Here is a 26,025-nt window from a genome sequence, read left to right as displayed (position 1 = left end):
CATTGGAGTCGTTGTGACCTGGTGGGATTCTGGCTAGCGGATGAGACTCACGGCGGTGACACGGATCAGAATTTCTTCCTGTTGAAAACGCTCTTCAAGATCACGCTTGTAGCTTTGCCACCAAAGCCGATCAACAGCTTCAACCATGACCTCATAAACGATGATTTCGTCTTCTGATCTTTCGTTGTCATTCAGCAGCGAAATACCTTTCGCCGGATTGCGGGTGAACGCCGTCACTCCTCCAAACTGATCGGCCAACTGCTCCCGTTCACGACGAAAAAGCTCGATGGGCTGAGGTATGCCATCGTTAGTGTTGAGCGGCAAAAAAATCTCAATCAGGTGCATTTGAATAACCTCGAAATTTTAAGAGGTCGTTTCGTGAACAAGGCGCAGGCCGGTGCTCACACCCAAACATATTGGTTGCTGAGTTTGTGAGCCAAGGCTGGGATTTCAGTATTGGCCGGCAATATCGAAATCAAGCCCCGAAAGATCCGGGGCTTGATGGGGTCAGACGGCATCAGGGTTTGCGTCCTCCACCTTCGCTCATCCCACCATCCTTACGGCCCATTTCAGAGGACTTATCGCGGTCATCGGCGAGATTGCTGCCGCTTCCGCTTCCTTTCCCGCCGCTGGACGATTGATCAGCCTTGCTGGATCGTTGTCCGCCTGAAGCCTGGCCACCTTTTTGGCCTGGTTTTGACATGTTTTCTTTATCGTCGGCAAATTCGCCTCCGCGATTCGTACCCTGCCCGCCTCCGGACATGCGATCGCTATCGCGGGATTGTTGTCCGCCGGAAGCTTGACCACCTTTTTGGCCTGCTTCAGACGCGCGTTGTGGATCGTTGGCAAAATTTCCGCCAGAGGCTTCTCCGCCTTTCTTACCGGCTTCAGAAGCCTTGTCCCGGTCATTGGAAAAATTGCCTGGATTTTTGTTTCCTGTATTGGCCATTTTTGTTCACCTCTACATCGTTAGCACGAGCATGGGCTCGTCTAATTCGGAGGATGCGCAAAACAGAAAGTTTGATCGGAAATATTGGGCTCGCGACGAGTGGATCCGTCTATTTGGTTCCACTTAAAATGCGCGCATTCGATGGACGGCTTGTGCCTCATGGAGGGGCGACTTACGTCGGATTCCAGATCAAATGCTCGATGTTTACTAGACTTGATAACGCGTAGAAGTCCTCCATGCATCACACTCAGGTGGTCAATCGATGACTGAACACATCGTGCATTTTCATTGCCAGATCGATCAGGGAACGACTGAGCGCTTCCGGGACTGTTGCCTGGAAGCCATCGATCAAGGCGCCACCTCCTTGCTCCTCAATCTTTCTACAAGCGGGGGGAGCACTAACTTTGGCTTCACCCTCTACACGTTCCTGAAGTCATTGCCGGTACCGCTATGCGCGATCAATGCGGGCAACATCGAATCCATGGGCATCATTATGTTTTTGGCGGCAGGCCGCCGTATCACCTCGCCCCACTCACGCTTCCTGATTCACCCGATGAATTGGTACTTCAGCCAAAAATCAGTGGACCATCAGCGCCTGCGTGAATACCTGTCGAGCCTCGACAACGACCTCGCGCGTTACGTGCAGATTTTCACAATCGAAACTGCTGACGCAGAGACCAAGCTCGATATTTTTCATTGCCTTTCAGCGGAGGAAAAAGTCATCGCTGCACATGAGTCTCTGGCTTATGGCATTGCTCATGAGATGAAGCAAATGATGTTTGCAGATGATGTCAAACATTGGAAAGTCAGCGGTGGATGAACCGAGCCCATTCCTCATTCCTGACTCAGAGGGCGTGTCGAACCCGAACGTGGAAACGTCTAAGCCTTTCAGTCATTTCGATGGAACGTTGATGGCAGCCCATCCTCTATCGCAACACCAGCGAACCTGAGGATGTCACCATGATTGACTCATTGACCGGTATGAAGCCTGGCGAACGTTACGCCGTCGAAAGCCTGGAACGCACACGAAATTTTCCCGGCTTCTTTCTCGACGGAAAATATTACCTGGGCCCCGAATTAATGACCGCCGTCGGGTGGCTGGAAGGTCAGCAATTTTTATACGACGAACTTGATTCTGTAGGCGAACCGGTGTTTCCAGATCGAGTCGCCGGCACCATTGAAGGTCTGACATTGACCTTGATCGATGGTGCACGTTTGAAACTGCACAAAGTGCGATACAACGCCGCAGTAGATTTACCCTCATCGGAGGTTGGAGACCGTTCTGAGGTGTACTGCAAAGCCACGACAAGCGCCCTCTACAACAAACTGGTGGTCATCACCGGGGCATCAAGCGGCATAGGCCGCGCAGCAGCTCATGCATTCGCCAGTGAGGGCGCTCGCCTGGTACTGGGGGCACGTGACGAAGCCGCGCTTGCTGAAGTCGTCGAAGAATGTGCTGCACGCGGTGCCACAGCCTTGGCAGTCCAAACTGATGTTACACACAGCGAACAGATGCGAGCTTTGGCAGACCAAGCTGCCGCGTTTGGCGACGGATGCATCGACATCTGGATTAACAATGCGGGTGTCGGAGCGGTAGGCAGCTTCGAGGAAACTCCACTTGAAGCACATGAGCAGGTGCTGCAAACGGATCTGCTCGGTTACCTGCGCGGTGCCTATGTGGCATGGCCTTACTTCAAGGCGCAAAAACGCGGCACGTTGATCAACACCTTGTCACTGGGGAGCTGGGTCGCGCAGCCTTACGCAGCAGCTTATTCGGCCAGTAAGTACGGTTTGCGCGGCTTGAGTGAAGCGTTACGCGGGGAGCTGAACGGATATCCCGATATCCATGTGTGCGACATCTATCCGGCTGTCATGGACACACCGGGATTTCGTGATGCCGGTAATTTTACCGGTCATGCGCTCAAGCCACCGCCACCCATCTATGATCCGCATCTCGTAGCCCAGGCGATGGTTGCCTGTGCGTTACGTCCAAGACCCAGCACCACTGTGGGAGGTGCCGCCACGATGGCCCGTCTGGCGCATTTCCTGGTACCGGGCTTCCCCCTCCTGTCAGGATGGTTGACTCGCCTGGGTGTTGAACGCAGCCCACAGTCTGAATCGTCCTCAGGCAATCTGTTTACACCGCCAAGCGGTGATCGCCGCATTGAAGGTGGCTGGCGTGCAGCCAAGCACAGGCCTTCCTTCATGGTTGCTGCCGGCGCGGCATTGTTGCTTGGCGGATGCCTATACGCGCTCAATCGTCATGGACGGCGAGAACGTTACCGTTAGCAACTTCAGGTTACTCCACTATTAGTGAAGTTTTCCGTTGCACCGCTGAACATAAAAAAGGGCCCTGAGGGCCCTTTGTTCTTAAATGGGCCCTACCAAGGCTTCTAAGCCCCCCTAACAGTTCATTGACTCCACCCTTGCTCTTGATGATCTTGCCAGCTGTCGAGGCTCTGTATCGATTTGATCATGCGTTTAGCCCGTGTGCTCACACCAAGAGCGGTTTGTCCTGACGCCAGACGCGAGCTAGCGCTTCATCGGCTTTTCGCTGAAGATCGGAGCGGCTATGTACCAGATCAGTTCTCCTGGCTGACGGTACGAGCTGATCAACGTCCGAATCGACATTCAGCAATAGCGCCGAGAGGCTTGCGTGCATGATTAATACGGCGGCGACCACATCACACTGCAAGAATGGCTTCACACAGGGTAAGCCCCTCTGCGCAAGTTCGATGCCCTGAAGGCAGCATCTCGCAGCTGCGAGTGCACCTAAGGTAATTTCCAGTGTTCGCTGCTGACTGTGACCTTGAGAGTCAGCCAGTGGCTCTTCGATAAAAGCACTGAACGCCCGAACATCATTGTCGGCGTGGGCCTTCATGACGGCCATCAGTTGCTCCACCTCATAGACGGTCGACTTCCGCTCGTCTTCCAGGTTGCGAGTATCGGATTTACGTAGCGCCATGAGGAGAAGCGCAAGGCCGAAGCTGGCACAGACGCATGACGTGGCACCACAGCTTGGTACCGAAGTATCAGCAGCAATTTTGTCTCGAAAAGACTCGAGACTTGATGACCAAATGCTCATCCGCAGCATCTCCTTCAAGGCAGTGAGTTACTGGTTGGGGAGTCGCTCTTCAGCGCTTGGGGCCGGCGTCACCCTGGCTCCGTCACACGCCGATTCATCTTCCCTGCTGACGCGCTCGTCGTCCGCCAGCCTCTCACCGACGTCATGCTCATCCAACTGTTGTTGATCAGTGCGTACCGTCGTCCTCAGGTTGATCGGCCTGTGAACACGGTACGCGCCCGGCGCATGATTTGTTGCTAGGCAAGGCAGTCCTAATTCAGCCTATCGTGCTGAATAAGTTCATTTGAATTGCAATCGATCTGCACCGTCGCCTGGGGCATGGCCCCAGGCACCAGCCGCGGTTTCTTCGTCGGACCGCGGTCCCCGGATCCCACAACTGAATGACCCGATTGATGTCCCCCGTTTCAGGCTTGAAGAACGGTGCGCCCCAGCCTGCGTCCTGCGCTTTGGTTTTCGCCCTTCCTGTCTGTGACATTCGGGTTGCACCTTTAATTTGAAAATTCTTCTCCACTTTACACACCGGGGTCCGTGGCGTACACGGCTGTACATTTTCGAGACGCTCATTCGCCAATCTATTGGGTGAGCGATCAATGGATCCATTGATCGCGCCATTCAAGGAATATATTTGACATTCTGGGCGAAAATCTACGTTAATGGATCCACTAAATAAAAACAAATAGCCTTGGAGAATGTCCATGTACCCCAAAAACACCTGGTATGTTGCCTGCACGCCCGATGAAATCGCCGACAAGCCACTGGGCCGTCAGATATGTGGTGAGAAGATGGTTTTTTACCGCGGGCACGAAGGCAATGTGGCCGCTGTCGAGGATTTTTGCCCCCATCGCGGCGCACCGCTGTCCCTTGGTTATGTGCACAACGGCAATCTGGTCTGCGGCTATCATGGCCTGGTCATGGGGTGCGATGGCAAGACCGTGGAAATGCCCGGGCAACGGGTTCGCGGTTTCCCGTGCAACAAGACATTCGCCGTGGTCGAGCGCTATGGCTTTATCTGGGTCTGGCCCGGCGATCAGGCGTTGGCCGATCCGACGCTGATCCATCACCTGGAATGGGCGGTCAGCGACGAGTGGGCCTATGGCGGTGACCTTTTCCACATTCAGTGCGACTACCGCCTGATGATCGACAACCTGATGGACCTGACTCACGAAACCTACGTCCACGCGTCCAGCATCGGCCAAAAGGAAATCGACGAAGCGCCGTCGCTGACCACGGTCGAAGGTGACGAAGTGGTCACCGCCCGCCACATGGAAAACATCATGGCGCCACCCTTCTGGCGCATGGCCCTGCGCGGCAACAATCTGGCCGACGATGTACCGGTGGACCGCTGGCAAATCTGTCGCTTCACCCCGCCCAGCCATGTGCTGATTGAAGTCGGCGTGGCCCATGCCGGCAAAGGCGGTTACCACGCCGACCCGCAGTTCAAGGCGTCGAGCGTCGTCGTCGACTTCATCACCCCGGAAACAGAGACCTCGATCTGGTACTTCTGGGGCATGGCGCGCAACTTCAATCCGCAGGATGAAGCCTTGACCGCGAGCATTCGTGAAGGTCAGGGCAAGATTTTCAGTGAGGACCTGGAGATGCTCGAGCGTCAGCAACAGAACTTGCTCGCCCACCCGGCACGCAACCTGCTCAAGCTGAATATCGATGCTGGCGGCGTGCAATCGCGCAAGGTCCTGGAGCGCGTGATCGCCAAGGAACAGAGGGTCGAACCGCAGTTGATTGCCACCGCCACCGCCACCGCCTGACCCGGACACGGCACCTTAAAGGTGCCGCGCCCCTCCCTTGCCTGTGCCCTTTGCCGAATAACCAGAAGTGACCGCCGACGGCGGCAACGCTCCGAGGACTGAACATGATCGATGTGATGGTGGTATCCCGTAACAACGAAGCCCAGGACATCTGCAGCTTTGAACTGGCCAACGTCGATGGCCACCCGCTGCCGGCCTTCAGCGCCGGCGCGCATATCGACGTGCACCTGCCCGACGGGCTGATCCGCCAATATTCCCTGTGCAATCACCCCGAGGAACGGCATCGCTACCTGATCGGCGTCCTCAAGGACCCGGCGTCCCGGGGCGGCTCCCGGAGCCTGCACGAACAGATCCACAGTGGCGCACGCCTGCGCATCAGCGAACCGCGCAACCTGTTCCCCCTGGCCCACCAGGCACGTCGCAGCCTGTTGTTCGCCGGCGGTATTGGAATTACCCCGATCCTGTGCATGGCCGAGCGCCTGGCCCATGCCGGCGCCGACTTCAAGCTGCATTATTGCGCCCGCTCCAGCGAGCGCGCGGCCTTTGTCCAGCGCCTGCGTGACGCGCCCTTCGCCGACCGGGTATTCCTGCATTTCGATGAGCAACCGCACACCGCCCTGGATGCCGCCAAGGTCCTGGCGACGCCGGAAGACAACGTGCATCTGTATGTCTGCGGGCCGGGAGGCTTCATGCAGCACGTGCTGGATAGCGCCCGGGCCCAAGGCTGGCAGGAAGACTGCCTGCACCGCGAATACTTCGCCGCCGCGCCGCTGGACAGCAGCAACGACGGCAGCTTTTCGGTCAAGGTCGGCAGTAGTGGCCAGGTCTTCGAGGTGCCGGCCGACAAGACAGTGGTCCAGGTCCTGGAAAGCCACGGCATCGAGATCGCGATGTCCTGCGAGCAAGGGATCTGCGGCACCTGCCTGACCCGCGTGCTGGAAGGCGTGCCTGAGCACCGCGACCTGTTCCTCACCGAGGATGAACAGGCCCTCAACGACCAGTTCACGCCCTGCTGCTCACGCTCGAAAACGCCGCTGCTGGTGCTGGATATCTGACGCGATTCACTCCGTGCGCAGGATCACCTTCATGCGCTCATCCGCCGCCGCGGAGCTGAAGATCTCGGCATAGCGCAAGGTCGCATTGGCGTGCTCACGCATGATCGCTTCGGCCCGCGCGCCCTGGCGATTGACCAGGGCGTCGAACACCGAATGGTGTTGCATGTGGGCGTAGTTGAAGCGTCGGTATTCGCGGGCCATGTCGTCGCGGTCCACTGCCAGGGCTGTCACCGAAGCGAAGGGCAAATGATCGTTGCGCGCCAGTGCGTCGGCAATTGCCGGGTTATGGCTGCCTTCGACGATCACCTCATGAAATCGCATGTTGAGGTCGTGATAGACCTCCAGGTCCTCTACGGTTACGTACCCCTTGTCGAACAGCTGATCACCCTGCAACAGGCACAGCTCAAGGGTCGCTCGGGCTTCGTCCGACAACCCTCGCTCTGCGGTCTGGCGCGCCGCAAGGCCTTCGAGCACACCCCGCACCTCAACCGCACCGGCAATGTCATTGGGACTGACCGAGCGCACCTGAAATCCGCGCCCGCCAAAACGCACCAGCAAGCCTTCCTGCTCCAGTGTGCGGAACGCCATGCGCACCGGCATCCGTGACACACCGAACAGCTGCGCCGTGGGAATTTCCATCAAGCGTTCACCCGCCGCCAATTCGCCGGAGGCGATCATCTTGCGCAGCGCAACCAGCACTAATTGACCGGGCTTACTCATCCAGGCGGCTTCCAGAAAACGTGGGCCGCCATAGTACCGCAAGCCTTAACCCTGTAGGAGCCGGCTTGCCGGCGATAGCGATCTCAAAGACAGCCCCTACAGTGACAGCGGGTAGCTGACGATCAACCGGGTCTGGTCGAAATCGCTGTTGAAGCTGCGGCGGTTGGTGGCGTTGTTCAGCCGCACACTGAGGTTCCTAAAGCTGCCACTCTGGAAGGTATAGCTCACCTCAGTATCACGCTCCCACTCCTTGCCGTTACTGCCAGCCCTGGTAGTGGCGTTATCACCATGGCCGTAACGCACCATCGCCAACAGCCCGGGAATACCCATCGCGACGAAGTTGTAGTCATAGCGCGCCTGCCAGGAGCGCTCGTCGGCGTTGCTGAAGTTACCGTTGAACATATCGTTGCCCAAGGTCCGGCCACTGCTGCCGTAAACGGACATCCACGGGCTGTCGCCACTGACCTTTTGCACCCCCAGGTACAAGGTATGGCCGCCCGTCGCCGCCGAGAGCAAGGCATAGGCGGTGCGGCTCTGTATCTCGCCGATACGCGCGCGGCCATCATCCTTGTCGATGAAGTAACCGAGGTTCGCCCCCAGCACCCAGCCGCCCACCGGCTGCTTGTGCAACAGGTTGAAGTAGCTCTGCCGATAAATGTCTTCCAACTGCGAATGCCAGGCCCCGACCAGGGTTCGCTGCTGGTTGAAGCGGTATTCGGCACCCGCGTAATTGAACCCATCGGAGGTTACTCCCGGAGCCGCCCAGGCCGAGAGATCCTCCATGTCCGAAGAGTTGCGCAGGCTCACCGAGCGGTATTGCCCGGCCTTTAACCCCAGCCCTTCGATTTCCCGTGAGTCGAGCATGGCCCCGCGGAAGGTCTGGGGCAGCAGCCGGCCATCGTCGTAACGCAGCACAGGGATATCCGGCAGTAATTCTCCGACCTTCAATTCGGTGGCAGAAATGCGCATCTTCAGCGCCACGCCGACGCGCCCGAAGTTATCCGCTGCCTGCCCGTCGTCCTGAACCGGCAGTAATTCCGAACCACTGGCCACCCGGCTGCTGTCGAGCTTGACGCCGAACATGGCGATACCGTCCAGGCCCAAGCCGACGGTACCCGGGGTGTAGCCGGAGTTGAACTTGAGAATAAAGCCCTGGGCCCACTCTTCGACCTGGCTCTTGGCCGCTCCCGGATCGCGAAAATCCCGATTGAAGTAATAGTTGCGCAACAGCAGATCGGTCTTCGCATCCTCGAAAAAGCCGGCGTCTTCAGCCCAGGCCGGCAGGCCGACGCCCAGGGTCAGCGAGGCCGCAGCCATCGAGCGCGCAAGGATGCAGTAAGGGGTGTTCATTATTATTGTTCTCCGCTTTTCACAGGCGCAGCCGCTCCCAGACAGGCCGTTCAGGGCCCGTCCAGCATTGGCTGCAAAAATGCCCGGCGCGGCCGGGCGTCAATCAGTCGGTCAAGGCATCGGAAGGGGTATTGGCGCGTGAGTGCTGCACGCCAGGGTCAGGCGCTGGCCAGCGCCGGCCGAGCCTCGACCTTGGGCGGCTTGAGCAGCAACAGGCAGCCGGCGGCCATCACGAAGACGCTGGCAAACACTCCATACAGATGCAGTGGTTGCCAGCCGCCATCGAGCAGGAAGCCGGCCACGATCGGCGAGAGAATCGCGCCGATGCGCCCGATACCGATGCCCCAGCCGACCCCGGTGGCGCGCACCGAGGCGTCATAGACCACGGGCGACAGCGCATAGAGCCCGGCGACGCAGCCGTTGGAGAACAGGCCGATCAGCAAGCCGAGCCCCAGGGCCGCGGCAATCGACGAGCCTGAGCCAACGAACAGCACCAGCAAGCCGGCAGTAATCAGCATGAACAGCGACAACACCCGGGTCAGCGGCCAGCGTGAGGCCAGGCCGCCGATCAGGGCCGCGCCGAAGATCCCGCCGACGCTCAGCAGCACCCCGCCAGTAATTCCCTGCTGCGCCGACAAGCCGGCGGCAACCAGCAGTTTCGGGGTCCAGCTCATGACGAAGTAGAAACCGAACATCACCAGGAAAAACAACAGCCAGATCAGCAAGGTGGTGTGGCGCATGGCCGGCGCCAGGAGCTGGCCGAAACCACTGGCAGAACCGGGCTGCTTGAGCACCGGCGCCGGCATTTGCACCAGCGCCGGTTGTTCCAGGCGCAGGGCCAGGCGATTGATCCGGGCCAGGGCGTTGGCCGGGCGGCGGGCGAGCAGAAAATCCAGGGATTCCGGCAGCCATAGCAGCACCAGTGGAATTACCAGCAAGGTCACCACGCCGCCAAACAGGAACACCGAGCGCCAGCCCCAGTGGGTCAGCAGCCACACCGCCAGCAAGCCGCCGAGGGTCGCGCCCAGGGCATAGCCGGTGGATTGCAGGCTGACCGCCAGGCCGCGCCAGCGCTTGCTGGCGTACTCGCTGGCAATCACGTTGCTGCTGGCCAGGATGCCGCCGATGCCCAGGCCGGTGAAGCCACGCAGCAAGGCCAGTTGCACGGGAGTCTGGCTCAGGGCCGAGAGCAGCATGCCGAGGCCGGAAAGCCCGAGGCAGAAGAGGATCAACGGGCGCCGGCCGAAGCGGTCGGCCCAGGGTGCGATAAACAATGACCCGGCGGCCATGCCGAACAGTCCGGCGCTGAGCAGCAAGCCGATCTGTGCCCCGCTCAGGCTCCATTCGGCCGATACCGAGGCGGCGGTAAACGCCATTACCAGTACGTCGAAACCGTCAATCATGTTCAGCACAATGCAGACGGCGATCGCCAGGTATTGAAAGGAGGTCATGGGGCCGCTGTCCACGCGGCTCTTCAGATCGAGGCTCATGACAGGACCTTCGCGCGATGAACCCACAGTGATGGGAGAGCAGACAGCAACGTGCACACACACAGGCGGCGGACGGAACCCAGGCAGTTCCGCGCCCTTGATAAGCCATTCATGACGAAACCCTTCTTGTAGTTTTTATCGGAATGGTCAGGAGGGCTCCTGCCATCGCCAGGGCGCTAATTAACCCGCTAATGGATCCATAGGCAAGAGGCTTTTAGTGTGGATCCGCCTGAAAACAGCTCCAGTCCGAAGAAAAACTCTCAGAATAAATTTATTTATTTCTTATATATCAAAGCATTGCAGCGTTAAGTCAGCACGAATATTTCCGTTCGATTATCGAACACCCACAAGCGTCTTGGTGTCCCTCTAGTATGTAACATTGATCTGAGTCTACCAATGGATCCATTAATTCTCCGTCAGACAAATGCCAAGGCTGCCCGTGCCCCCTCTATCGCTGCCAGGTGCTGCGCCACCCGGGACGGCAAGTAGTTGAAAAAGAACCCGGCGCTTTGCAGCTTGCCGGCGCGCAACGGATCCTCTTCCGGCAGCGCCCTGGAGACCCGCGCCGCTCGCGCCCAGGCGAGGGCCAGCAAGGTCATGCCGCACAACTGAAGAAAATCCCCGGCGGCCCGATAGGGATATTCGCTGTCTTCCCGTGACCGTTCGCGTATGTCGTCGACCACCGCCGCCAGCGCGTCGCACAGGCTGCCCAGGGCGACGGCGAAACCTGCGCATTCGGCCCATTTACCGCCCTGCCTGGCCTCTTCGCGCAGTTGTGCCAACAACAGGCTGAACGCGCAGCCCTGGTCCCCCAGGACCTGGCGCAGCAGCAGGTCGTTGGCCTGAATCTCGTTGCTGCCCTCGTAGATCATGGCGATGCGGCTGTCACGCAGAGTCTGCTCGATGGCGAACTCGGCGACGTAGCCGTAACCACCGAAGACTTGCAAGGCGTTGCTCGCCTGGCGAAACCCCTGCTCGGTGAAAAAGGCCTTGATGATCGGCGTCAACAACTGCGCCAGTCGCCCGGCCTGCTGCCGCGCCTGCGGGTCCGGGTCATGCTCGGCCTGATCCAGCAAATGGGCGGCCCAGTAGCCGATGGCCCGCAAGCCTTCGCTGGTGGTGCGCAGCTCCAGTAACACCCGGCGCATGGCCGGGTGATAACTGATCGGGTCGGCGGCTTGGGCCGCCACGCCTTCCGGTCGCAGCGGCGCGCGCATCTGCAGGCGTTCGGCGCCATACTCACGGGCGTTCTGCCAGGCTGCCTCGACATGCCCCAGGCCTTGCAGGCCGACATGCAGGCGCGCCGAGTTCATCATCACGAACATGGCCGCCAGGCCCCGGTTGGCCTCGCCGATCAGCCAGCCCCGGGCGCCTTCAAACACCAGGGAACAGGTGGCGCTGCCCTTGATGCCCATCTTGTGTTCGATGCCGTCACAGCGCACGCGGTTGGCCTGGCCAGTGTCCAGTTGCTTGGGTACCAGGAACAGGGAAACACCGCGACTGCCCGACGGCGCACCCGGCAAGCGCGCCAGCACCAGGTGCAGGATATTGCCCGTGAGATCGTGCTCGCCGCCGGAGATAAACAGCTTGTTGCCATGCAGGTGATAGCTGCCATCGTCCTGGGGGTCGGCGCGACAGCGCAGCAGCCCGACATCGCTGCCGGCCTGGGGCTCGGTCAGGCACATGGTGGGCAAGGCCTGGCCACTGACGATGTCGGGCAGGTAGCGCTCCTGCAACCAGGGCGCGCCGTGGTGCTTGAGGCACAGGTAGGCGCCGTGCGAGATGCCGGTGTACATGGCCCAGGCGTGGTTGCTGGCGTAGAGCATCTCTTGCAGCGCCGCGTCGAGCAGTTGCGGCAGGCCTTGCCCGCCCAGCGCTTCGGCGCAGGCCAGCGCAGGCCAGCCACCGTCGACATACGCTCGGTAGGCGTCGGCAAAGCCGTCCGGGGTACTGACCTGCCCTGCCGTCCAGCGGCAGCCCTGGCGATCGCCGCTGCTGTTCAACGGTGCCAGCACGCCTTGGCTGAAACGTCCCGCCTGTTCCAGCACCTGTACCGCCAGGGGTAGATCCAGACCTTCGAACGCCGGACTGCGGTGCCACGCCATGGGCGCCTGCAGCCAGTGTTCGAGCACAAATTGCATATCGCGCAGGGGCGCCTGATAGCTCCACATGGGAAACCTCATCGGATAGAAAAGAGTCGCCCGCCCCGCTGGACGGGCCGATAAAGCCTCAGGCGCGGTACGCCGGGTTCTCGATCAGCAACGCCATGCCCTGCCCGCCGCCCACACACGCAGCGGCAATCCCGTAACGCAGGTTGTGCTGGCGTAATTGCCGGGCCAGGCTCATGACCAGGCGCAGGCCGGTAGCGGCCAGGGGATGCCCCAGCGCCAGGGAACCGCCCTGGACGTTGAGCCGGGCACTGTCCAGCTCCAGTTCCCGGGCCACCGCCAGCACCTGGGCGGCCTGGGCTTCGTTGATCTCGAAACGGTCGATGTCGTCCAGGTTAAGCCCACTGCGTTGCAGCAGCAGGCGAATCGCCGGCGCCGGGCCGATGCCCATGAATTCTGGCGCCACGCCAACCACCGCACTGGCCAGCAACCGAGCCAGGGCCGGGCGCGCGCAAGCCGAGGCCCGCCCCACCAACGCCGCCGCCGCGCCATCGACCACCGCGCAACTGTTACCGGCGGTTTGTACGCCGCCGGCGTGCATCGCTCGCAGGCGGGCCAGGGCCGGAAAGTCGGTGGGCCGTGGATGGCTGTCCTCGGTGACGGCACTGGCCCGGCGCGGCAGGTTGATGCCGCGCGCCTGATAGCCCTCCAGTTCAAACAGCTGGTTATCCACGGCGACGATTTCCCCGACCCAGGCCCCTGCGCGCTGCGCCAGCAAGGCCCGCTGATGACTGTCGCAGGCATAGCGGTCCACCGCCTCGCGGCTCAGCTCATAGCGCCGCGCCAGGTTGTCGGCGGTGGCGATCATGTCCAGCCCGGGGGCCGGGTCGTACAGGGCTTCCCAGAGAAAATCCTTGAACTCGACCCCACCACCGAGACGAAATCCGTCCCGGTGGGTGTAGGCGGCAATCGGATTGCGCGACATCGATTCACTGGCTACGCACAAGGCCAGTTGCACCTCGTCGCGCAGCTGTTCAGCGGCCTGGCGCAACAGCTCGAAGCCGGTGCCGCAGATGCGCTGCACCCCCAGCGCCGGGACCGATTGCGCCACGCCGCTGTACAACCCGATATGCCGTGGCAGCAGGTAGGCATCGAAGCTGGCCTGGGCCATGGAGCCGGCCAGCACGCTGTCCACCGCCAGTGGGTCGATGCCGGCCCGGCCCAGCACTTCACGGCCGACCTTGATCCCCAGGTCGATCGGCGAAACCTGGGCCAGGGCCCCGCCGAGGTCGACCCAAGGGGTGCGCACGGCGTCGAAAATCGCCGCATCGGCAAAGGCCGAGTATTGCCCGGCGCTACTCACGGCTTGGGCCCGGCGCGCAGGATGGTCGAGTCTTCGCCGCGATACAGCGCCTCGACCCTGGCCGCGCGCCATTGCAACACCGCGCGCTGATTGATCGAGCCTTTGTCGGTGATTTCCCCACGGTCGATGGAGGCCGGCTCGTCGAGCAAGGCAATCCATTCCAGGCGACTGGCATTACCTGTGGCCTCGCGATTGAGCCGCTGCAACCAGTCGCCGAACCATTGGCGTACCGGCTCGCTGTCCAACACTTGGGCGTCGCTCGCTTGGGCGCCCAGGCCCGCCAGCCGCCGGCATTCGTACAGCCGTGGAAACACCAGGGCTCCCAGGCATTCGCGGTCCGGCGCGGCAATCACCAGGTCCTGGACATAGGGCGAGCCCTCGAGCACCGCGCGATTGCGCAGCGGCCCGACACTGACAAAGACCCCGGACGACAGTTTGAAATCCTCGGCGATGCGCCCGTCGAACATCAGCCCCAGTTGCGGGTCACGCGGGTCGGCGAGCTTGAGCGCGTCGCCCGAGCAGTAGAAGCCCTGGGCGTCGAATACCTCGGCGGTCTGCTGCGGTGCGCGCCAGTAGCCGGGCATGATGTGCGGACCGCGAAAGCGTCCTTCGAGTTTACCGTCCACCGGCACCAGGCGTACTTCGCAACCCGGCGCCGGCAGGCCAATGTAGCCGGCCATGGACAAAGGCCCGGTGGTAAAGGTGCAGGACGGCGAAGCCTCGGTCATGCCGAGCCCGGCCATCATCCGGATGCGTTCGCCGCAGTGCTGCTCGGCGACCCGGTCGAGGCGGTCCCAGAGACTTTGCGAGAGCCCGGCGGCAGCGAAGAAAAACAGGCTCATGCGCTTGAAAAAACACTCCCGCAGTTCGGCGTCCTGCTCCAGGGCATTGACCAGTTCTTCCCAACCCTTGGGCACGGTCAGGTAGGCGGTGGGCGAGACTTCCTTGAGGTTGCGCAATGTTTGCGCGAAGCCCTGGGCCGTGGGCTTGCCGTCGTCCAGGTAAAAACTGCCGCCGTTGTACAACACGATGCCGACGTTGTGGCTGCCGCCGAAGGTGTGATTCCACGGTAGCCAGTCCACCAGCACCGGTGGTTCTTCGCCGAACACTGGGAAGGTCTGCAACAGCATCTGCTGGTTGGCGCAGAGCATGCGCTGGGTGGTGATCACCGCCTTTGGCAATTTGGTCGAGCCCGAGGTAAACAAAAACTTGGCGATGCTGTCCGGGCCGGTGGCGGCGAAGGCAGCGTCGGCCTCGGCGCCGCCGGGCTGTTCGAGCAGGCTGGCAAAGCTCGCCTGGCTGCGTCCCGGCACCTGGCCCCGCACGGTGATCAGCGGCGTGTCAGGCGGCAGCACGGCGTCGATGGCGCGCTGGTAAACGCCGGCATCGCTGACAAACACCAGGCCCGGCTGCAACAGGTCGCAGACATGGCGCAGCTTGGCAAAGTCCTGGGACAGCAGCGAATAGGCCGGCGACACTGGGCAATAGGGAATCCCGGCGTACATCGCGCCCAGGGCCAGTTGCAGGTGTTCGATGTCATTGCCCGAGAGCAGCGCCAGGGGCTTGTCGGCCGACAGCCCGTAACTCAGCAGGCCCTGGGCGATGGCCCGCACGCTGTCGAGCATTTCGGCATAGCTGACTCGGCGCCATTCGCCGCCGGCCTGGCGCGCGGCAATAAAGGTCTGCTCGGGGCGCACCTGGGCCCAATGCACCAGACGATCGAGCAGCCGCGAAGGCAGCTCGACGAGTGGCTCCAGGGAGCGCATATGCAACACGCCCTGCACTTCACTGACCTCGACCGATGGCCGGCCGATGGACACTTGGCGGTAACGCGGCGGGTTGGCCACGGGTTGGGATGGTGCTCTGAATTCGGAACTCACGTACGTGTCCTCCATCAAGGCACGCCTGCGCCGCGCACGCAGGGCGACGGGCAGCAAGCATGGCAGCCAGTGGCTGCGGCCTTGTTATTGTTATGCCTGGCCTGCACACGGGCGACGGACTCCAAGGAGCCTGCGCCCGTGGCGACGGATCAGATCGGGTAGTGCCGTGGACCGTTCTGCAAGGTGACCCAACGCAATTGGGTGAAGTGTTCGATCGAGGCTTTGCCGCCAAAACTGCCGTAGCCGCTGGACTTGACCCCGCCAAACGGCATTTGCGCTTCATCGTGCACGGTCGGGCCGTTGATGTGGCAGATGCCCGACTCGACCCGTTGCGCCAGGGCCAGGGCGCGGCTGGTGTCGCGGCTGAAAATCGCCGCCGATAGGCCGAACTCGGAATCGTTGGCCAGACGCAGCAACTCTTCATCGCCCTCACCGCGCAGCAACACAGCCACCGGACCGAATGATTCCTCGCGGTACAGACGCATTTGGCCGGTGACGCCGTCCAGCAGGGTCGGCTGCAAAATGCTGCCGTCCAGTTGCCCGCCGACCACCAGCCGTGCGCCCTTGCCCAGGGCATCGTCGATCAGCGCCTTGATCCGCGTACCGGCACTGGCATCGACCAGGGAGCCGAGCACCGAGTCTTCAGCCGCCGGATCACCCGCACGCAGGGTCGCGACCTTGGCCGCCAGCTTGACGACAAAGGCGTCGGCGACCTTGGTGTCGATGATCAGGCGCTCGGTGGACATGCAGATCTGCCCCTGATTGAAGTAGGCGCCAAAAGCTGCCGCATCGACTGCCGCATCCAGGTCGGCGTCATCCAGCACCAGCAACGGCGCCTTGCCCCCCAGTTCCAGCAACGCTGGTTTGAGGTGGCGCGCCGAGAGCTCGCCGACAATCCGCCCAACATGGGTCGAGCCGGTGAAGTTGACCCGCCGCACCGCCGGGTTCGCGATCAAGCGTTCGACAATGGCGGCGGCATCGGCCGGGGCATTGCTGATGACATTGACCACGCCATCGCCCAGGCCGGCGTCCTGCAATACCTGGCCGATCAGGCGGTGCACCGCCGGGCTCAGTTCCGAGGCCTTGAGCACCACGGTATTGCCGCAGGCCAGGGGCATGGCGATGGCGCGGGTGGCGAGAATCACCGGAGCGTTCCACGGGGCGATGCCGAGCACCACGCCGCAGGGTTGGCGCAGGGCCATGGCAAAACTGCCAGGCACATCCGAGGGGATCACTTCGCCGTTGATCTGGGTGGTCATCGACGCCGCTTCACGCAGCATATTGGCCGCCAGGCGCACGTTGAAGCCGTACCAGTTGGCCATGGCCCCGGTCTCGCCGGCGGCGGCAATAAACTCGGCGCTGCGCGCCTGCAATTGCTCAGCCGCCTTGAGCAAGCGCGTACGTCGTTCATTGGGGGCCAGGGCCGCCCAGGCGGGGAACGCCGCCTGGGCCGCGGCTACTGCGGCGTCGGCATCTTCCAGGGTCGCGGCGGCAACCCGCGACACCACTTCACCGGTCACCGGGTTGCGGCGTTCGAAGGTTCGACCGTCGCCGGCGGAGCACGACTGGCCGCCGATCAACAGGGGCACGTCCAGCATGGTGATTCCTCTTTCTTGTCTTTATCGGGAATGCATTCGAGGGGTGTAACAGTAGTGCCGCCGTGGGGCAACGAACAGCAGGATGGACCCCGCTGTTCGTCCCGGCGGGCTTCAGCGTTTATACGCCTGCAGACCGGGCTTGATGCTCTTGTCGTCGAGGAACTGCTTCATTCCCTGCTCGCGACCGCCTTCGGTGTCGAGCAAGCGCGACTGATCGAGCTTGGCGTAGAGGTAATCCTCATTCTGCTCCCAGGTCAGCTCGCGGCAACGCTTGAAGCCATGCTTGGCTGCGCGCAGCACCACCGGGTTCTTCTCCAACAGATTAAGCGCCAGTTCAACCGTCACTTCACGCAATTGCGCCAGGGGTACGCTCTCGTTGACCAGGCCCATCTCGGCAGCTTTCTGCCCGCCGAAGGTCTTGCCGGTCATGATGTAGTACAGCGACTGGCGATGGCCCACGGTGTCGGCCATGGCCTTGCTCACCAAATTGCCCGGCGGAATGCCCCAGTTGATTTCCGAGAGGCCGAAGGTCGCTTCGTCGGCGCAGATTGCCAGGTCACAGGCCACCAGCGGGCTGAAACCGCCACCGAAGCACCAGCCGTTGACCATGGCGATGGTCGGCTTGGCGTACATGCGCAGCAGTTTCCATTGCCACTGAGAGGCTTCGCGGCGGATTTTTTCCTGGAGGATTTCCGGGCCGGCGTCCACTTCACGGAAGTATTCCTTGAGGTCCATGCCTGCGGTCCAGGCTTCGCCCGCACCGGTCAGCACCAACACGCCCGCGTCCGGATCCTGCTCCAGGGTTTCCAGAACGTCGATCATCTCGCGGTTCAGGGTCGGGCTCATGGCGTTGCGCTTTTCCGGACGGTTGAGGATGACCCACGCGATGCCTTCCTCGATTTCCACTTTGACCGTTGTCCAGCGACCTTCGTAATTGCTCATGGCGATGCTCTCTTGTTCTTGGCTTGACGATGGGTAAAAACTAAACCGGCAAATTAGTTATGTCAATTAACTATTAATCGAATTAACCAAATATTTTTCCTCATCGAATCCCTACAAAGGTTCGCGCGTTAGCCTCCTGCCGTAGCTATTCCTGCCTAACCTCGTCAAACTAGATATCTTTATTAACCTGAAACCCGAGGGATTTCCCCGCAATGGCCAAGTCGTCCAAGAATGTCGCTGCCCCCGAAGCCCTGGCCCACGACGTTGAAATTCAGGCGCCGATGGACTCCGCATTGGACGAGCTGATCGGTTACGCCATGCGCCGGGCCCAGCTGAAACTGTTCCAGAATTTGATCAGCCGACTGTCGACCCACGATTTGCGGCCCGCGCAGTTCTCGGCACTGGCGATCATCGAGCGGCACCCTGGGCTGATGCAGTCTGACCTGGCGAAAGCATTGGCCATTGAGCCGCCCCAAGTGGTACCGCTGCTTAACAAACTCGAAGAGCGTGCGCTCGCGGTACGGGTACGCTGCAAACCGGACAAACGCTCCTATGGGATATTTCTCAGCAAGACCGGCGAGACGCTGCTCAAGGAATTGAAACTGATCGCTGCCGAGAGCGACATGGATGCCACGTCCGCTCTCGACAGCCAGGAACGCGAAGAACTACTTAGGTTGCTGAAAAAGGTCTATCAAGCTTGAAACGCCAATGCCAGCGCATTCCTGGGGGAACGGCTGGCCTTATGGCAGGTAAAGGGCTTACCAGATCGGCACGGTGTAGAGCACCAGAAAGCGGGTCTGGTTTTCATCGCGAAACGCCGCACCATCAGGGAAGTCATTGCGATAGATCGACTTGCGGGCCATCAGCCCGACATTCTTCAGCGGACCACTCTGGAACACATACCCCAGTTCCATCTGGAACTCCCGCTCCTTGCGGTCGTCGGCATTAAACGCCGCCAGTTCGATATGGTCACCGCGCACATAACGCAGGCGGCTCTTCAGGCCGGGCACCCCGGCGGCGGCGAAGTCATAGTCGTAGATCGCCTGCCAGGTTCGCTCCCTGGCATTGAGAAAGTCCGAACTCATGGTCAGCTCGCTCATGCCCATCAACTCGGTGCCCGACACATAAGGCGTCGCCGTGTCGCCACTGGCGTGCATATAGCCCAGGCTCAGGCGATGGCCGCCAAAGCGATAACCGAACAGCGCCGAAAGGTTGCGGTTGTCCACTTTGCCGGCCTTGGCGCTGCCCTCTTCATCGCTGAAAAAACTGCGCAGGTCGCTGGTCAGCGTGCCCTCACCCACCTGTACCGTGTGCAGCAACGCCAAGGTGTTCTGCTGATACAGGTCCGCCACTTCGGCGTGATACACGCGCAGGCTGAGGTCCTTGTTCACCTGGTAATCGCCGCCGACATAGGCCATGTGCGATGAGGTGGCCGCGCCGTTGAAACGCCCGTTTGGCGAAGCGATGCTCATCGGCTGATAGTCGGTGGAATCACGCTTGTTGATGCGATCGATGTAGCCGGTGTTGACGGTCAGTCCGTCGATGTCCTTTGAGCTGAGCGTGGTGCCGCGAAAAGTCTGCGGCAGCAGCCGCGACGGGCTGGCGAAAGCAAATGGCAGGAAGATCGACACGTCGCCGGTCTTCACCGTGGTCTGGGCAACACGCATCTTGGCGGTCATGGCCAGGCGTGAATACTCGTCCGCCGCGCGCTTGTCGCTGCTGGACACCGGCAGCAACTCAGTGCCGCTGCGGTCCGGCGCCGAATCCAGCTTGACCCCCATCAACCCACGGGCGTCCAGGCCGAAGCCGACACTCCCCGGGGTAAAGCCCGACTCCACATTCATGATGAAACCCTGAGCCCATTCCCGTGCCGCGGTTTTCGCTCCGTCGTCCTTGTAATCCCGATCCAGGTAGTAATTGCGCAAGGTCAAGGTGCCGTGACTGTCATCGATGAAGCCGTCAGCCAGCGCCGATGGTGCAATCAAACTCAGGCCCAGCAAGGCCAGGTCACGTGCGCGAGCAGGTAAGGTTGAAGCCGCCGCAAGGGCGTCCCAATGAAGGTTTGGCATGTTTGATGTCCACTTATTGTTGTTGTTTTTTGAACGGGATCGTTGGTTATCCCGCAGATCTCCGGCCAGAGAATGGAAACAGCCGGGCGTGGAGTCAATCGTGAGTGACCGATAAACGAACATTAATATTATTATCTATTTTATCGATTTCCCTGCATCGCAATGCTATCTATCTGATTCAATAGAGTTTAATTGTGATTTTCAGAAAAAAATATTCGGTATTCATTTTTTAGTTATCTTTGTTAATCTTATTTCAGGCCTGTCGCCTCCCCAAGGGAACAGGCTCGCGTTCATCCGTCAGCACTCCCACAAAAACAATAATGAGGTTCGCCATGGACACCCCATCACGTCGTACGACGCTGACCATTGCCCTGTGTTTTATCGTTGCATTGATCGAAGGTTTCGACCTGCAAGCTGCCGGTACCGCCGCCGCGGGCCTGCGCCAGACCTTTGGCCTGGACCCGAAATCCATGGGCTGGGTGTTCAGTGCCGGAATCATCGGTTTGCTGCCGGGCGCCTTTTTCGGTGGCTGGATTGCCGATCGAATCGGTCGCAAGAAAATCCTCATTGCAGCAGTGCTGCTGTTCGGGGTGTTCTCCCTCAGCACCGCTTACGTCAGCAGTTTCTCAACCCTGCTCCTGGCGCGCTTCATGACCGGCCTGGGCCTGGGCGCCGCCCTGCCCAACCTGATCGCTCTGTGTGCAGAAGCCGTGGGTGAGCAACGTCGCGGCACCGCGATCAGCATCATGTATGCCGGCGTGCCGCTGGGTGGCGCACTGGCGGCGGTGGTCGCCATGCTCTTCACCGATCATTGGCAGACGACCTTCATCATCGGCGGGCTCGCGCCCTTGCTGGTGGTGCCGCTGATGATCCTGCTGCTGCCCGAGTCCAGCGCCTTTCGCCAGCAACAAGGCACTGTCAGCGTAACCCGCGAATCAACCGGCCAGGCGTTGTTCGGCGAAGACCGGGCTCGCGTAACCCTGGCGTTGTGGCTCAGCTATTTCTTCACCCTGACCGTGATGTACATGTTGCTCAACTGGCTGCCATCACTGCTGCTGGAACAGGGTTTCAGCAAAGCCGAGGCTGGCCTCGTGCAGATGCTGTTCAACATCGGCGGCGCCCTCGGCTCGCTACTTGGCGGGGTGCTGCTGGATCGCTGCAACGGCGTCAAGGTGGTGCTTTACGTATATGCCGGATTGCTGGCGGCGCTGGCCGGGGTCGGCCTGTCGGTGGGCATCGTCCCCATGGCCGTCGCCGGGTTTTGCGCGGGGTTGTTTGTGATGGCCGCGCAGCTGGTGCTTTACGCCCTGGCACCCCCATCGTACCCGACCTCGGTACGTGCCACCGGCGTCGGTGCCGCGGTGGCTGTCGGTCGCCTGGGGTCGGTCGCCGGCCCCTTGGCCGCGGGGCAGATTCTGGCGGCCGGGGCCGGGACCACTGGGGTGTTGTTGGCGACTTCACCGGGGCTGGTGATTGCAGCACTGACCATCATCAGCGTGATAGTCCGATCGGCCCCGCAGGCTTTGCCCGAGCTGAGGGCGGCGAACCCGCTCGCGGACAAACCCTGAAAAACTGATTTAAGCCAGGCTGTTCGGCGTTGCGAGGAAACGTCATGAGCGCGCCGTCCGCCACAGATACAAGAAAAGAGACCGAGGTCTCTTTTCTTGTTTACCTGCTGATCGGCTCGAGGTCCCTTTATCGATGGCGCACCCGCGGAACCGATCGCACCCACGTCCCTAGAGCCGGCGCATTAACCGCGAGTGCCGCAATGATCCTTAAGGTTCGGTCTTTGGAGTCGCGGTTTTTCGGGGCCTTGGCTTGCGCTTGGTTACAGAAGCTTGGCGTACCTGAGTCATTTGCTGCTCCAACGTTTCAGCCCGGGCGTGCTGCGCTGCGGCACGTTGTTGCGTTTGGCTAAGCTCGTTATGAATCGACTCCAGTCGCCGTTGCAACTGCTCAACGTTCCGCCCGGGTTCCTTGGACTGGGCGACTGTAGCCTTGCTCTCCTCCCGCGCGCGGTCCACTTCCCGGTGCGCGCGATCTTCGACTCCGCGCACGTAACTCTCCTGCGCGACGCGATCCTGCTCGGCCTTGAGCCGCAGGGCCTGCAGATCCTGCTGTAGCACCTGGGTTTGCTGCAGAGCTTCACGGCGCTCGTGCAGCAAGCCTTCACGCTGTTGCTGCAGGTCCTCGATCTGCGTCTGGCGCTGAGACAGCAACAATTCCAGATTGCCGTAGTCACTCTGATTGGTGTCAGCATGGTGCTGATTGCCAGCTCCTTTGTCTCTCCCAATGGTGTCACGGCATCCCTGAGCCACCTGCTGGACAAACAGGCAACCTTCCCCAACGGTTTGTTCGGTTTCTTCGCCGGTTTCCAGATGGCCATTTTCTCATTTGCCGGCACCGAACTGATCGGCATCGCAGCCGCGGAAACCCGCTCCCCCGAGAAGACCCTGCCTAAAGCCATCAACTCGATTCCGCTGAGAATTATCCTGTTTTATGTGCTGGCACTGGCCTGCATTATTGCGGTGACTTCCTGGCAACAGGTTTCGCCCAACAAGAGCCCCTTCGTCGAACTGTTTCTGGTGGCAGGGTTTCCCGCAGCAGCAGGTATCGTTAACTTTGTGGTGCTGACGTCTGCCGCCTCATCGGCTAACAGTGGCGTGTTTTCATCCAGTCGTATGCTGTTTGGATTGGCCAGTCACGACAATGCTCCGGGGATTTTTCGGGGCTTGTCGAGCAATAGCGTGCCCTTGCTGAGCCTGGCGTTCACGACACTGTTGATGCTGGTGGGCGTACTGTTGCTGTTCATTGTTCCGGAAGTCATGACAGCGTTCACCATTGTCTCTACCGTGTCGGCGATCCTGGTGATTTTCACGTGGTCGACCATCCTCGCGTCGTACATTGCGTATCGCAGAAGCCGGCCCGACCTGCATGCGCAATCGGCCTACAAGATGCCTGGCGGCGTGCCGATGGCCTGGTTCTCTTTGGCGTTCCTGGGCTTTGTTCTCTGTTTGCTGGCATTAAGACCTGACACCCGTATTGCCTTGATGGTCATGCCGGGGTGGTTCATATGGTTGGCCATTGCCTATCAGTTGACCCACACCTGGAAGCCCAAACCCGCTTCTGGATCGACAAGTCAGTACAGCTGATGTTCACCTAGAGCCTTTGTCAGCCAGGACTGGACGGTAACGGAGTCGACGCCTAGCGGTGAGGTAGCGCTCTACAGCTGCTGCAACAAAAGCGTGCGTGGCGCCCATGAAGCAGCGGCTGTAGAACACAACGCTTTTACCCCAACTCCCGTTGGAGCTGCTCGCGATCCAAAGCCCCATCCCAACGAGCGATGAAGATGGTTGCTACACCATTGCCGATGACGTTGATCAGCGCACCGCCTTCAGAGATGAAACGATAGACCCCAAGCACCAACACCAGCCCTGCCGCAGGAATAACGTCCATCGACCCCAATGTTGCGGCAAGCGTGATAAACGCCCCTCCCGTGACACTGGCGGCGCCCTTCGAAGTCAGGAGCAGAATCAGCAGCAAAGTGACCTGATGGTAGAGGGACACATCGATATCGAGCGCCTGAGCGATAAAAATCGCCAGCACCGTCATGTTGATGCAGCTCCCATCCAGGTTGAAACAGTAACCGGAAGGCACCACCAGCCCAACCGTCGATTTTTCACAGCCCAATTTTTCAAGCTTGCCCATCAGCCTTGGAAGTGCAGATTCCGAAGATGAGGTACCCAGTACCAGTACCAGCTCTTCGCGAATGTATTTTAGAAACTTCCATAAGCTAAAGCCGGCTAACTTCGCGACCAGATTCAGCACCACAAACACAAACGCGATGGCTGTCACGTAATAGCAGATCAGCAAATTTCCGTAGGAAACCAGCGATCCGACGCCATACTTGCCTACGGTAAACGCCATCCCGCCGAAAGCGCCCAAGGGAGCGACATACATGACAATCTTGAGCATTCGGAAAAAGGCGTTGGCGATCAGATCGATGATGTTCAACAGCGGCTTACCCAGGTCGCCCATCAACTGCAAAGCGAATGCGAACAAGACTGAAATAAATAACACCTGCAGGATGTCACCCTCGGTAAAAGCGCCGAATACCGTGGACGGGATAATGTGGGTAAGGAAACCAACCACGCTTTGATCGTGCGCGGCCTTGGCATAGCCCGCGATGGCAGTTGCATCCAACGATGCAGGGTCAATGTGCATGCCGACGCCGGGCTTGAGCAGGTTCACGCCGATCAAACCAATGATCAAGGCGAGCGTGGTCAATACTTCAAAGTAGATGAGCGCTTTCAGACCCACGCGTCCAATGCGCTTCAAGTTCTGCATACTGGCGATACCGCTCACCACTGTGCAGAAGATGATCGGAGCAATCAGCATCTTGATGAGTTTGATGAAGGTGTCGCCCAGCGGTTTCATCTGCTCGCCGACTGAAGGGGCGAAGTGTCCCAGAACGATCCCTAAAGCAATAGCCGCCAATACCTGAACATACAGGTGCTGGTAAAACGGCTTGCGTTTGCTTGTAGGGGAATCGATGCCGAGATCTGAATCTGTATCTGAAGAGCTAATTATTTTTGTCATGGCTCTGCCTCGTTGAAACATTTTTAGGTCGATGCATGCGAAATGATCAAGACACCACGTGTATTGGCTTGCCCTCCACATAAGCCTCTATGTTTTTCAGAATGACGGACTTGAGTCGTTGCACGCTGCTTTCACTGGCCCATGCCACATGCGGCGTGACCAGAAGGTTGGGATGGTTGGCATGCAATAGCGGGTGGTTGGCAGGTGGCGGTTCAATGTCGAGAACGTCAAGCGCCGCTCCGCCTAGCCTTCCATTTTGGAGGCCATGCAAAACTGCAGACTCGTCCACTAACGGGCCACGAGCGGTGTTGATCAGGATCGCTCCAGGCTTGATTCGAGCGATCTCCTGCTCTCCGATCAGATGTCTGGTCTGGAGCGTCAGCGGGCAGTGAAGCGTCAATATGTCAGCTTGAGTGAGTACGCTGTCGAACGCGTGATAACCAGCACGGACAGTGGTAGCGCCGCGATGCTCGGCGAACAACACTTTCATGCCCAGAGCACTGGCCAGGCGTGCGACGCGACTACCGATATCGCCTCGTCCAAAGATCCCGAGTGTGGCACCTTCGACGTCGAGAACAGGCTTGTCATGTACGCAGAAATGCGAAGAGCAAGGCCATTGCTCAGAAGCCGCTTGCCGGTAACTCAGCAGATGTCTTCGCAAGACGAATATGGAACCAATCACAGACTCCGCCACGCTTACAGCGGAATATGCCGGGACATTGCTTACGGTGATGCCCATGTCACGGCAGGCTGCCAGATCGACACAGTCGTAGCCTGTCGCTGCGACGCAGATGAATTGCAGTTCCGACAGTTGCTCGAGAGCTGCCCGCGTGATTTTTACCTTGTTGGTGATGGCGACTTGAGCGCCTGCCAGTGCAGCTACCAATTCGTGCGCAGACGTGGCGGATCGTTCAATCCAACTCAAGGCAGCGGCTGGGCGATCAAGTGGAGACGGAAGACTGGAACTATCGAGGAAAACAATATTCATGGATACACTCTCATAAGCTTGATCTTCAAAGCTGCTCGGCGTCGATGTCATGGGTCGTCAATACAA

20 protein-coding genes and 2 pseudogenes are annotated in these 26,025 nt (G+C 60.1%); 8 read left to right on the top strand and 14 right to left on the bottom strand.

Annotated elements, in window-relative coordinates; all coding sequences use genetic code 11:
• Positions 1-33: 33 nt before the first annotated feature.
• Positions 34-345, bottom strand: coding sequence for a hypothetical protein (locus ACA067_RS15090; RefSeq protein ID WP_497462498.1), 312 nt, complete (start codon positions 343-345; stop codon positions 34-36).
• Between the two features lie 442 nt (positions 346-787).
• Positions 788-949: pseudogene (locus tag ACA067_RS15085) on the bottom strand (con-10 family general stress protein); the annotation flags it as partial.
• A 262-nt stretch (positions 950-1,211) separates the two neighbouring features.
• Between ACA067_RS15085 and ACA067_RS15080 the strand changes: the two are divergent.
• The gene (locus tag ACA067_RS15080) at positions 1,212-1,769 is read left to right on the top strand and encodes an ATP-dependent Clp protease proteolytic subunit (RefSeq protein WP_339552187.1); all 558 of its coding nucleotides are present in this window, start codon (positions 1,212-1,214) and stop codon (positions 1,767-1,769) included.
• A 140-nt stretch (positions 1,770-1,909) separates the two neighbouring features.
• Complete coding sequence (locus tag ACA067_RS15075; RefSeq protein ID WP_497462497.1) at positions 1,910-3,238, top strand: SDR family oxidoreductase; 1,329 nt, start codon at positions 1,910-1,912, stop codon at positions 3,236-3,238.
• 205 nt (positions 3,239-3,443) lie between these two features.
• Here ACA067_RS15075 and ACA067_RS15070 read toward each other — a convergent pair whose 3' ends face one another.
• On the bottom strand, positions 3,444-4,034 hold the full coding sequence (locus ACA067_RS15070) for a cyclodeaminase/cyclohydrolase family protein (RefSeq protein ID WP_497462496.1): 591 nt from the start codon (positions 4,032-4,034) through the stop codon (positions 3,444-3,446).
• A gap of 695 nt (positions 4,035-4,729) precedes the next feature.
• On the opposite strand from ACA067_RS15070, the gene ACA067_RS15065 reads away from it, so the two are divergent.
• Together ACA067_RS15065 and ACA067_RS15060 are read left to right on the top strand one after the other, a co-directional pair.
• A complete protein-coding gene (locus tag ACA067_RS15065) occupies positions 4,730-5,797 on the top strand; it encodes a Rieske 2Fe-2S domain-containing protein (RefSeq protein ID WP_497462495.1) in 1,068 nt (355 codons plus the stop codon).
• Between the two features lie 104 nt (positions 5,798-5,901).
• Positions 5,902-6,852: a PDR/VanB family oxidoreductase gene (locus tag ACA067_RS15060; RefSeq protein WP_497462494.1), complete on the top strand. Its 951-nt coding sequence runs from the start codon at positions 5,902-5,904 to the stop codon at positions 6,850-6,852.
• A gap of 6 nt (positions 6,853-6,858) precedes the next feature.
• Here ACA067_RS15060 and ACA067_RS15055 read toward each other — a convergent pair whose 3' ends face one another.
• The 8 genes from ACA067_RS15055 to ACA067_RS15020 all read right to left on the bottom strand — a co-directional run bounded on the left by ACA067_RS15055 (position 6,859) and on the right by ACA067_RS15020 (position 18,303).
• Positions 6,859-7,572, bottom strand: a complete 714-nt coding sequence (locus ACA067_RS15055) for a GntR family transcriptional regulator (RefSeq protein WP_497462493.1) — start codon at positions 7,570-7,572, stop codon at positions 6,859-6,861.
• A 96-nt stretch (positions 7,573-7,668) separates the two neighbouring features.
• On the bottom strand, positions 7,669-8,922 hold the full coding sequence (locus tag ACA067_RS15050) for an OprD family porin (protein WP_497462492.1): 1,254 nt from the start codon (positions 8,920-8,922) through the stop codon (positions 7,669-7,671).
• A gap of 158 nt (positions 8,923-9,080) precedes the next feature.
• Complete coding sequence (locus ACA067_RS15045) at positions 9,081-10,412, bottom strand: MFS transporter (RefSeq protein ID WP_497462491.1); 1,332 nt, start codon at positions 10,410-10,412, stop codon at positions 9,081-9,083.
• Positions 10,413-10,828: 416 nt separating this feature from the next.
• Positions 10,829-12,583, bottom strand: coding sequence for an acyl-CoA dehydrogenase family protein (locus ACA067_RS15040; RefSeq protein WP_497462490.1), 1,755 nt, complete (start codon positions 12,581-12,583; stop codon positions 10,829-10,831).
• A gap of 58 nt (positions 12,584-12,641) precedes the next feature.
• Positions 12,642-13,883: a thiolase family protein gene (locus ACA067_RS15035; RefSeq protein ID WP_497462489.1), complete on the bottom strand. Its 1,242-nt coding sequence runs from the start codon at positions 13,881-13,883 to the stop codon at positions 12,642-12,644.
• Positions 13,880-15,763 (bottom strand): feruloyl-CoA synthase, encoded by a 1,884-nt coding sequence (locus ACA067_RS15030; RefSeq protein ID WP_497462488.1) that lies wholly within the window; start codon positions 15,761-15,763, stop codon positions 13,880-13,882. Before ACA067_RS15030 ends, ACA067_RS15035 begins: the two co-directional genes overlap by 4 nt.
• Before the next feature lie 149 nt (positions 15,764-15,912).
• Positions 15,913-17,361, bottom strand: coding sequence for an aldehyde dehydrogenase (locus ACA067_RS15025; protein WP_497462487.1), 1,449 nt, complete (start codon positions 17,359-17,361; stop codon positions 15,913-15,915).
• A gap of 111 nt (positions 17,362-17,472) precedes the next feature.
• Positions 17,473-18,303 (bottom strand): p-hydroxycinnamoyl CoA hydratase/lyase, encoded by an 831-nt coding sequence (locus ACA067_RS15020; RefSeq protein ID WP_497462486.1) that lies wholly within the window; start codon positions 18,301-18,303, stop codon positions 17,473-17,475.
• A 212-nt stretch (positions 18,304-18,515) separates the two neighbouring features.
• On the opposite strand from ACA067_RS15020, the gene ACA067_RS15015 reads away from it, so the two are divergent.
• On the top strand, positions 18,516-19,004 hold the full coding sequence (locus ACA067_RS15015; RefSeq protein ID WP_497462485.1) for a MarR family winged helix-turn-helix transcriptional regulator: 489 nt from the start codon (positions 18,516-18,518) through the stop codon (positions 19,002-19,004).
• Positions 19,005-19,061: 57 nt separating this feature from the next.
• Here the strand turns inward: ACA067_RS15015 and ACA067_RS15010 are convergent, their stop codons facing one another.
• Positions 19,062-20,372, bottom strand: coding sequence for an OprD family porin (locus ACA067_RS15010; protein WP_497462484.1), 1,311 nt, complete (start codon positions 20,370-20,372; stop codon positions 19,062-19,064).
• 332 nt (positions 20,373-20,704) lie between these two features.
• Between ACA067_RS15010 and mhpT the strand changes: the two genes are divergently transcribed.
• From mhpT to ACA067_RS14995, 3 genes and pseudogenes are all read left to right on the top strand, one after another.
• Positions 20,705-21,940 carry a 3-(3-hydroxy-phenyl)propionate transporter MhpT gene (gene mhpT / locus ACA067_RS15005; protein WP_497462483.1) on the top strand — a complete coding sequence of 412 codons (1,236 nt, stop codon included), beginning with the start codon at positions 20,705-20,707 and terminating at the stop codon, positions 21,938-21,940.
• 270 nt (positions 21,941-22,210) lie between these two features.
• Complete coding sequence (locus ACA067_RS15000; RefSeq protein ID WP_497462482.1) at positions 22,211-22,495, top strand: hypothetical protein; 285 nt, start codon at positions 22,211-22,213, stop codon at positions 22,493-22,495.
• 105 nt (positions 22,496-22,600) lie between these two features.
• Positions 22,601-23,524: pseudogene (locus tag ACA067_RS14995) on the top strand (amino acid permease); the annotation flags it as partial.
• Between the two features lie 136 nt (positions 23,525-23,660).
• Here the strand turns inward: ACA067_RS14995 and ACA067_RS14990 are convergent.
• Together ACA067_RS14990 and ACA067_RS14985 are read right to left on the bottom strand one after the other, a co-directional pair.
• Positions 23,661-24,971, bottom strand: a complete 1,311-nt coding sequence (locus tag ACA067_RS14990; protein ID WP_497462481.1) for a dicarboxylate/amino acid:cation symporter — start codon at positions 24,969-24,971, stop codon at positions 23,661-23,663.
• Positions 24,972-25,017: 46 nt separating this feature from the next.
• A complete protein-coding gene (locus tag ACA067_RS14985; protein WP_497462480.1) occupies positions 25,018-25,959 on the bottom strand; it encodes a D-2-hydroxyacid dehydrogenase in 942 nt (313 codons plus the stop codon).
• Positions 25,960-26,025: the final 66 nt, after the last annotated feature.

The organism is Pseudomonas sp. LBUM1674 (assembly GCF_059695635.1).
The sequence above is the reverse complement of the archived record's forward strand: the minus strand, read 5'-3'. Positions and strand labels throughout refer to the sequence as shown.

Bases quoted from the DNA above. Each gene is read 5' to 3' on its own strand.
- ACA067_RS15060 (WP_497462494.1), top strand. From the start codon at position 5,902: ATGATCGATGTGATGGTGGTATCCCGTAACAACGAAGCCCAGGACATC.
- ACA067_RS15090 (WP_497462498.1), bottom strand. From the start codon at position 345: ATGCACCTGATTGAGATTTTTTTGCCGCTCAACACTAACGATGGCATA.
- ACA067_RS15050 (WP_497462492.1), bottom strand. From the start codon at position 8,922: ATGAACACCCCTTACTGCATCCTTGCGCGCTCGATGGCTGCGGCCTCG.
- ACA067_RS15015 (WP_497462485.1), top strand. From the start codon at position 18,516: ATGGCCAAGTCGTCCAAGAATGTCGCTGCCCCCGAAGCCCTGGCCCAC.
- ACA067_RS15055 (WP_497462493.1), bottom strand. From the start codon at position 7,572: ATGAGTAAGCCCGGTCAATTAGTGCTGGTTGCGCTGCGCAAGATGATC.
- ACA067_RS15020 (WP_497462486.1), bottom strand. From the start codon at position 18,303: ATGAGCAATTACGAAGGTCGCTGGACAACGGTCAAAGTGGAAATCGAG.
- ACA067_RS15025 (WP_497462487.1), bottom strand. From the start codon at position 17,361: ATGCTGGACGTGCCCCTGTTGATCGGCGGCCAGTCGTGCTCCGCCGGC.
- ACA067_RS15010 (WP_497462484.1), bottom strand. From the start codon at position 20,372: ATGCCAAACCTTCATTGGGACGCCCTTGCGGCGGCTTCAACCTTACCT.
- ACA067_RS15075 (WP_497462497.1), top strand. From the start codon at position 1,910: ATGATTGACTCATTGACCGGTATGAAGCCTGGCGAACGTTACGCCGTC.
- ACA067_RS15080 (WP_339552187.1), top strand. From the start codon at position 1,212: ATGACTGAACACATCGTGCATTTTCATTGCCAGATCGATCAGGGAACG.
- ACA067_RS15040 (WP_497462490.1), bottom strand. From the start codon at position 12,583: ATGTGGAGCTATCAGGCGCCCCTGCGCGATATGCAATTTGTGCTCGAA.
- mhpT (WP_497462483.1), top strand. From the start codon at position 20,705: ATGGACACCCCATCACGTCGTACGACGCTGACCATTGCCCTGTGTTTT.
- ACA067_RS14990 (WP_497462481.1), bottom strand. From the start codon at position 24,971: ATGACAAAAATAATTAGCTCTTCAGATACAGATTCAGATCTCGGCATC.
- ACA067_RS15070 (WP_497462496.1), bottom strand. From the start codon at position 4,034: ATGAGCATTTGGTCATCAAGTCTCGAGTCTTTTCGAGACAAAATTGCT.
- ACA067_RS14985 (WP_497462480.1), bottom strand. From the start codon at position 25,959: ATGAATATTGTTTTCCTCGATAGTTCCAGTCTTCCGTCTCCACTTGAT.
- ACA067_RS15065 (WP_497462495.1), top strand. From the start codon at position 4,730: ATGTACCCCAAAAACACCTGGTATGTTGCCTGCACGCCCGATGAAATC.
- ACA067_RS15045 (WP_497462491.1), bottom strand. From the start codon at position 10,412: ATGAGCCTCGATCTGAAGAGCCGCGTGGACAGCGGCCCCATGACCTCC.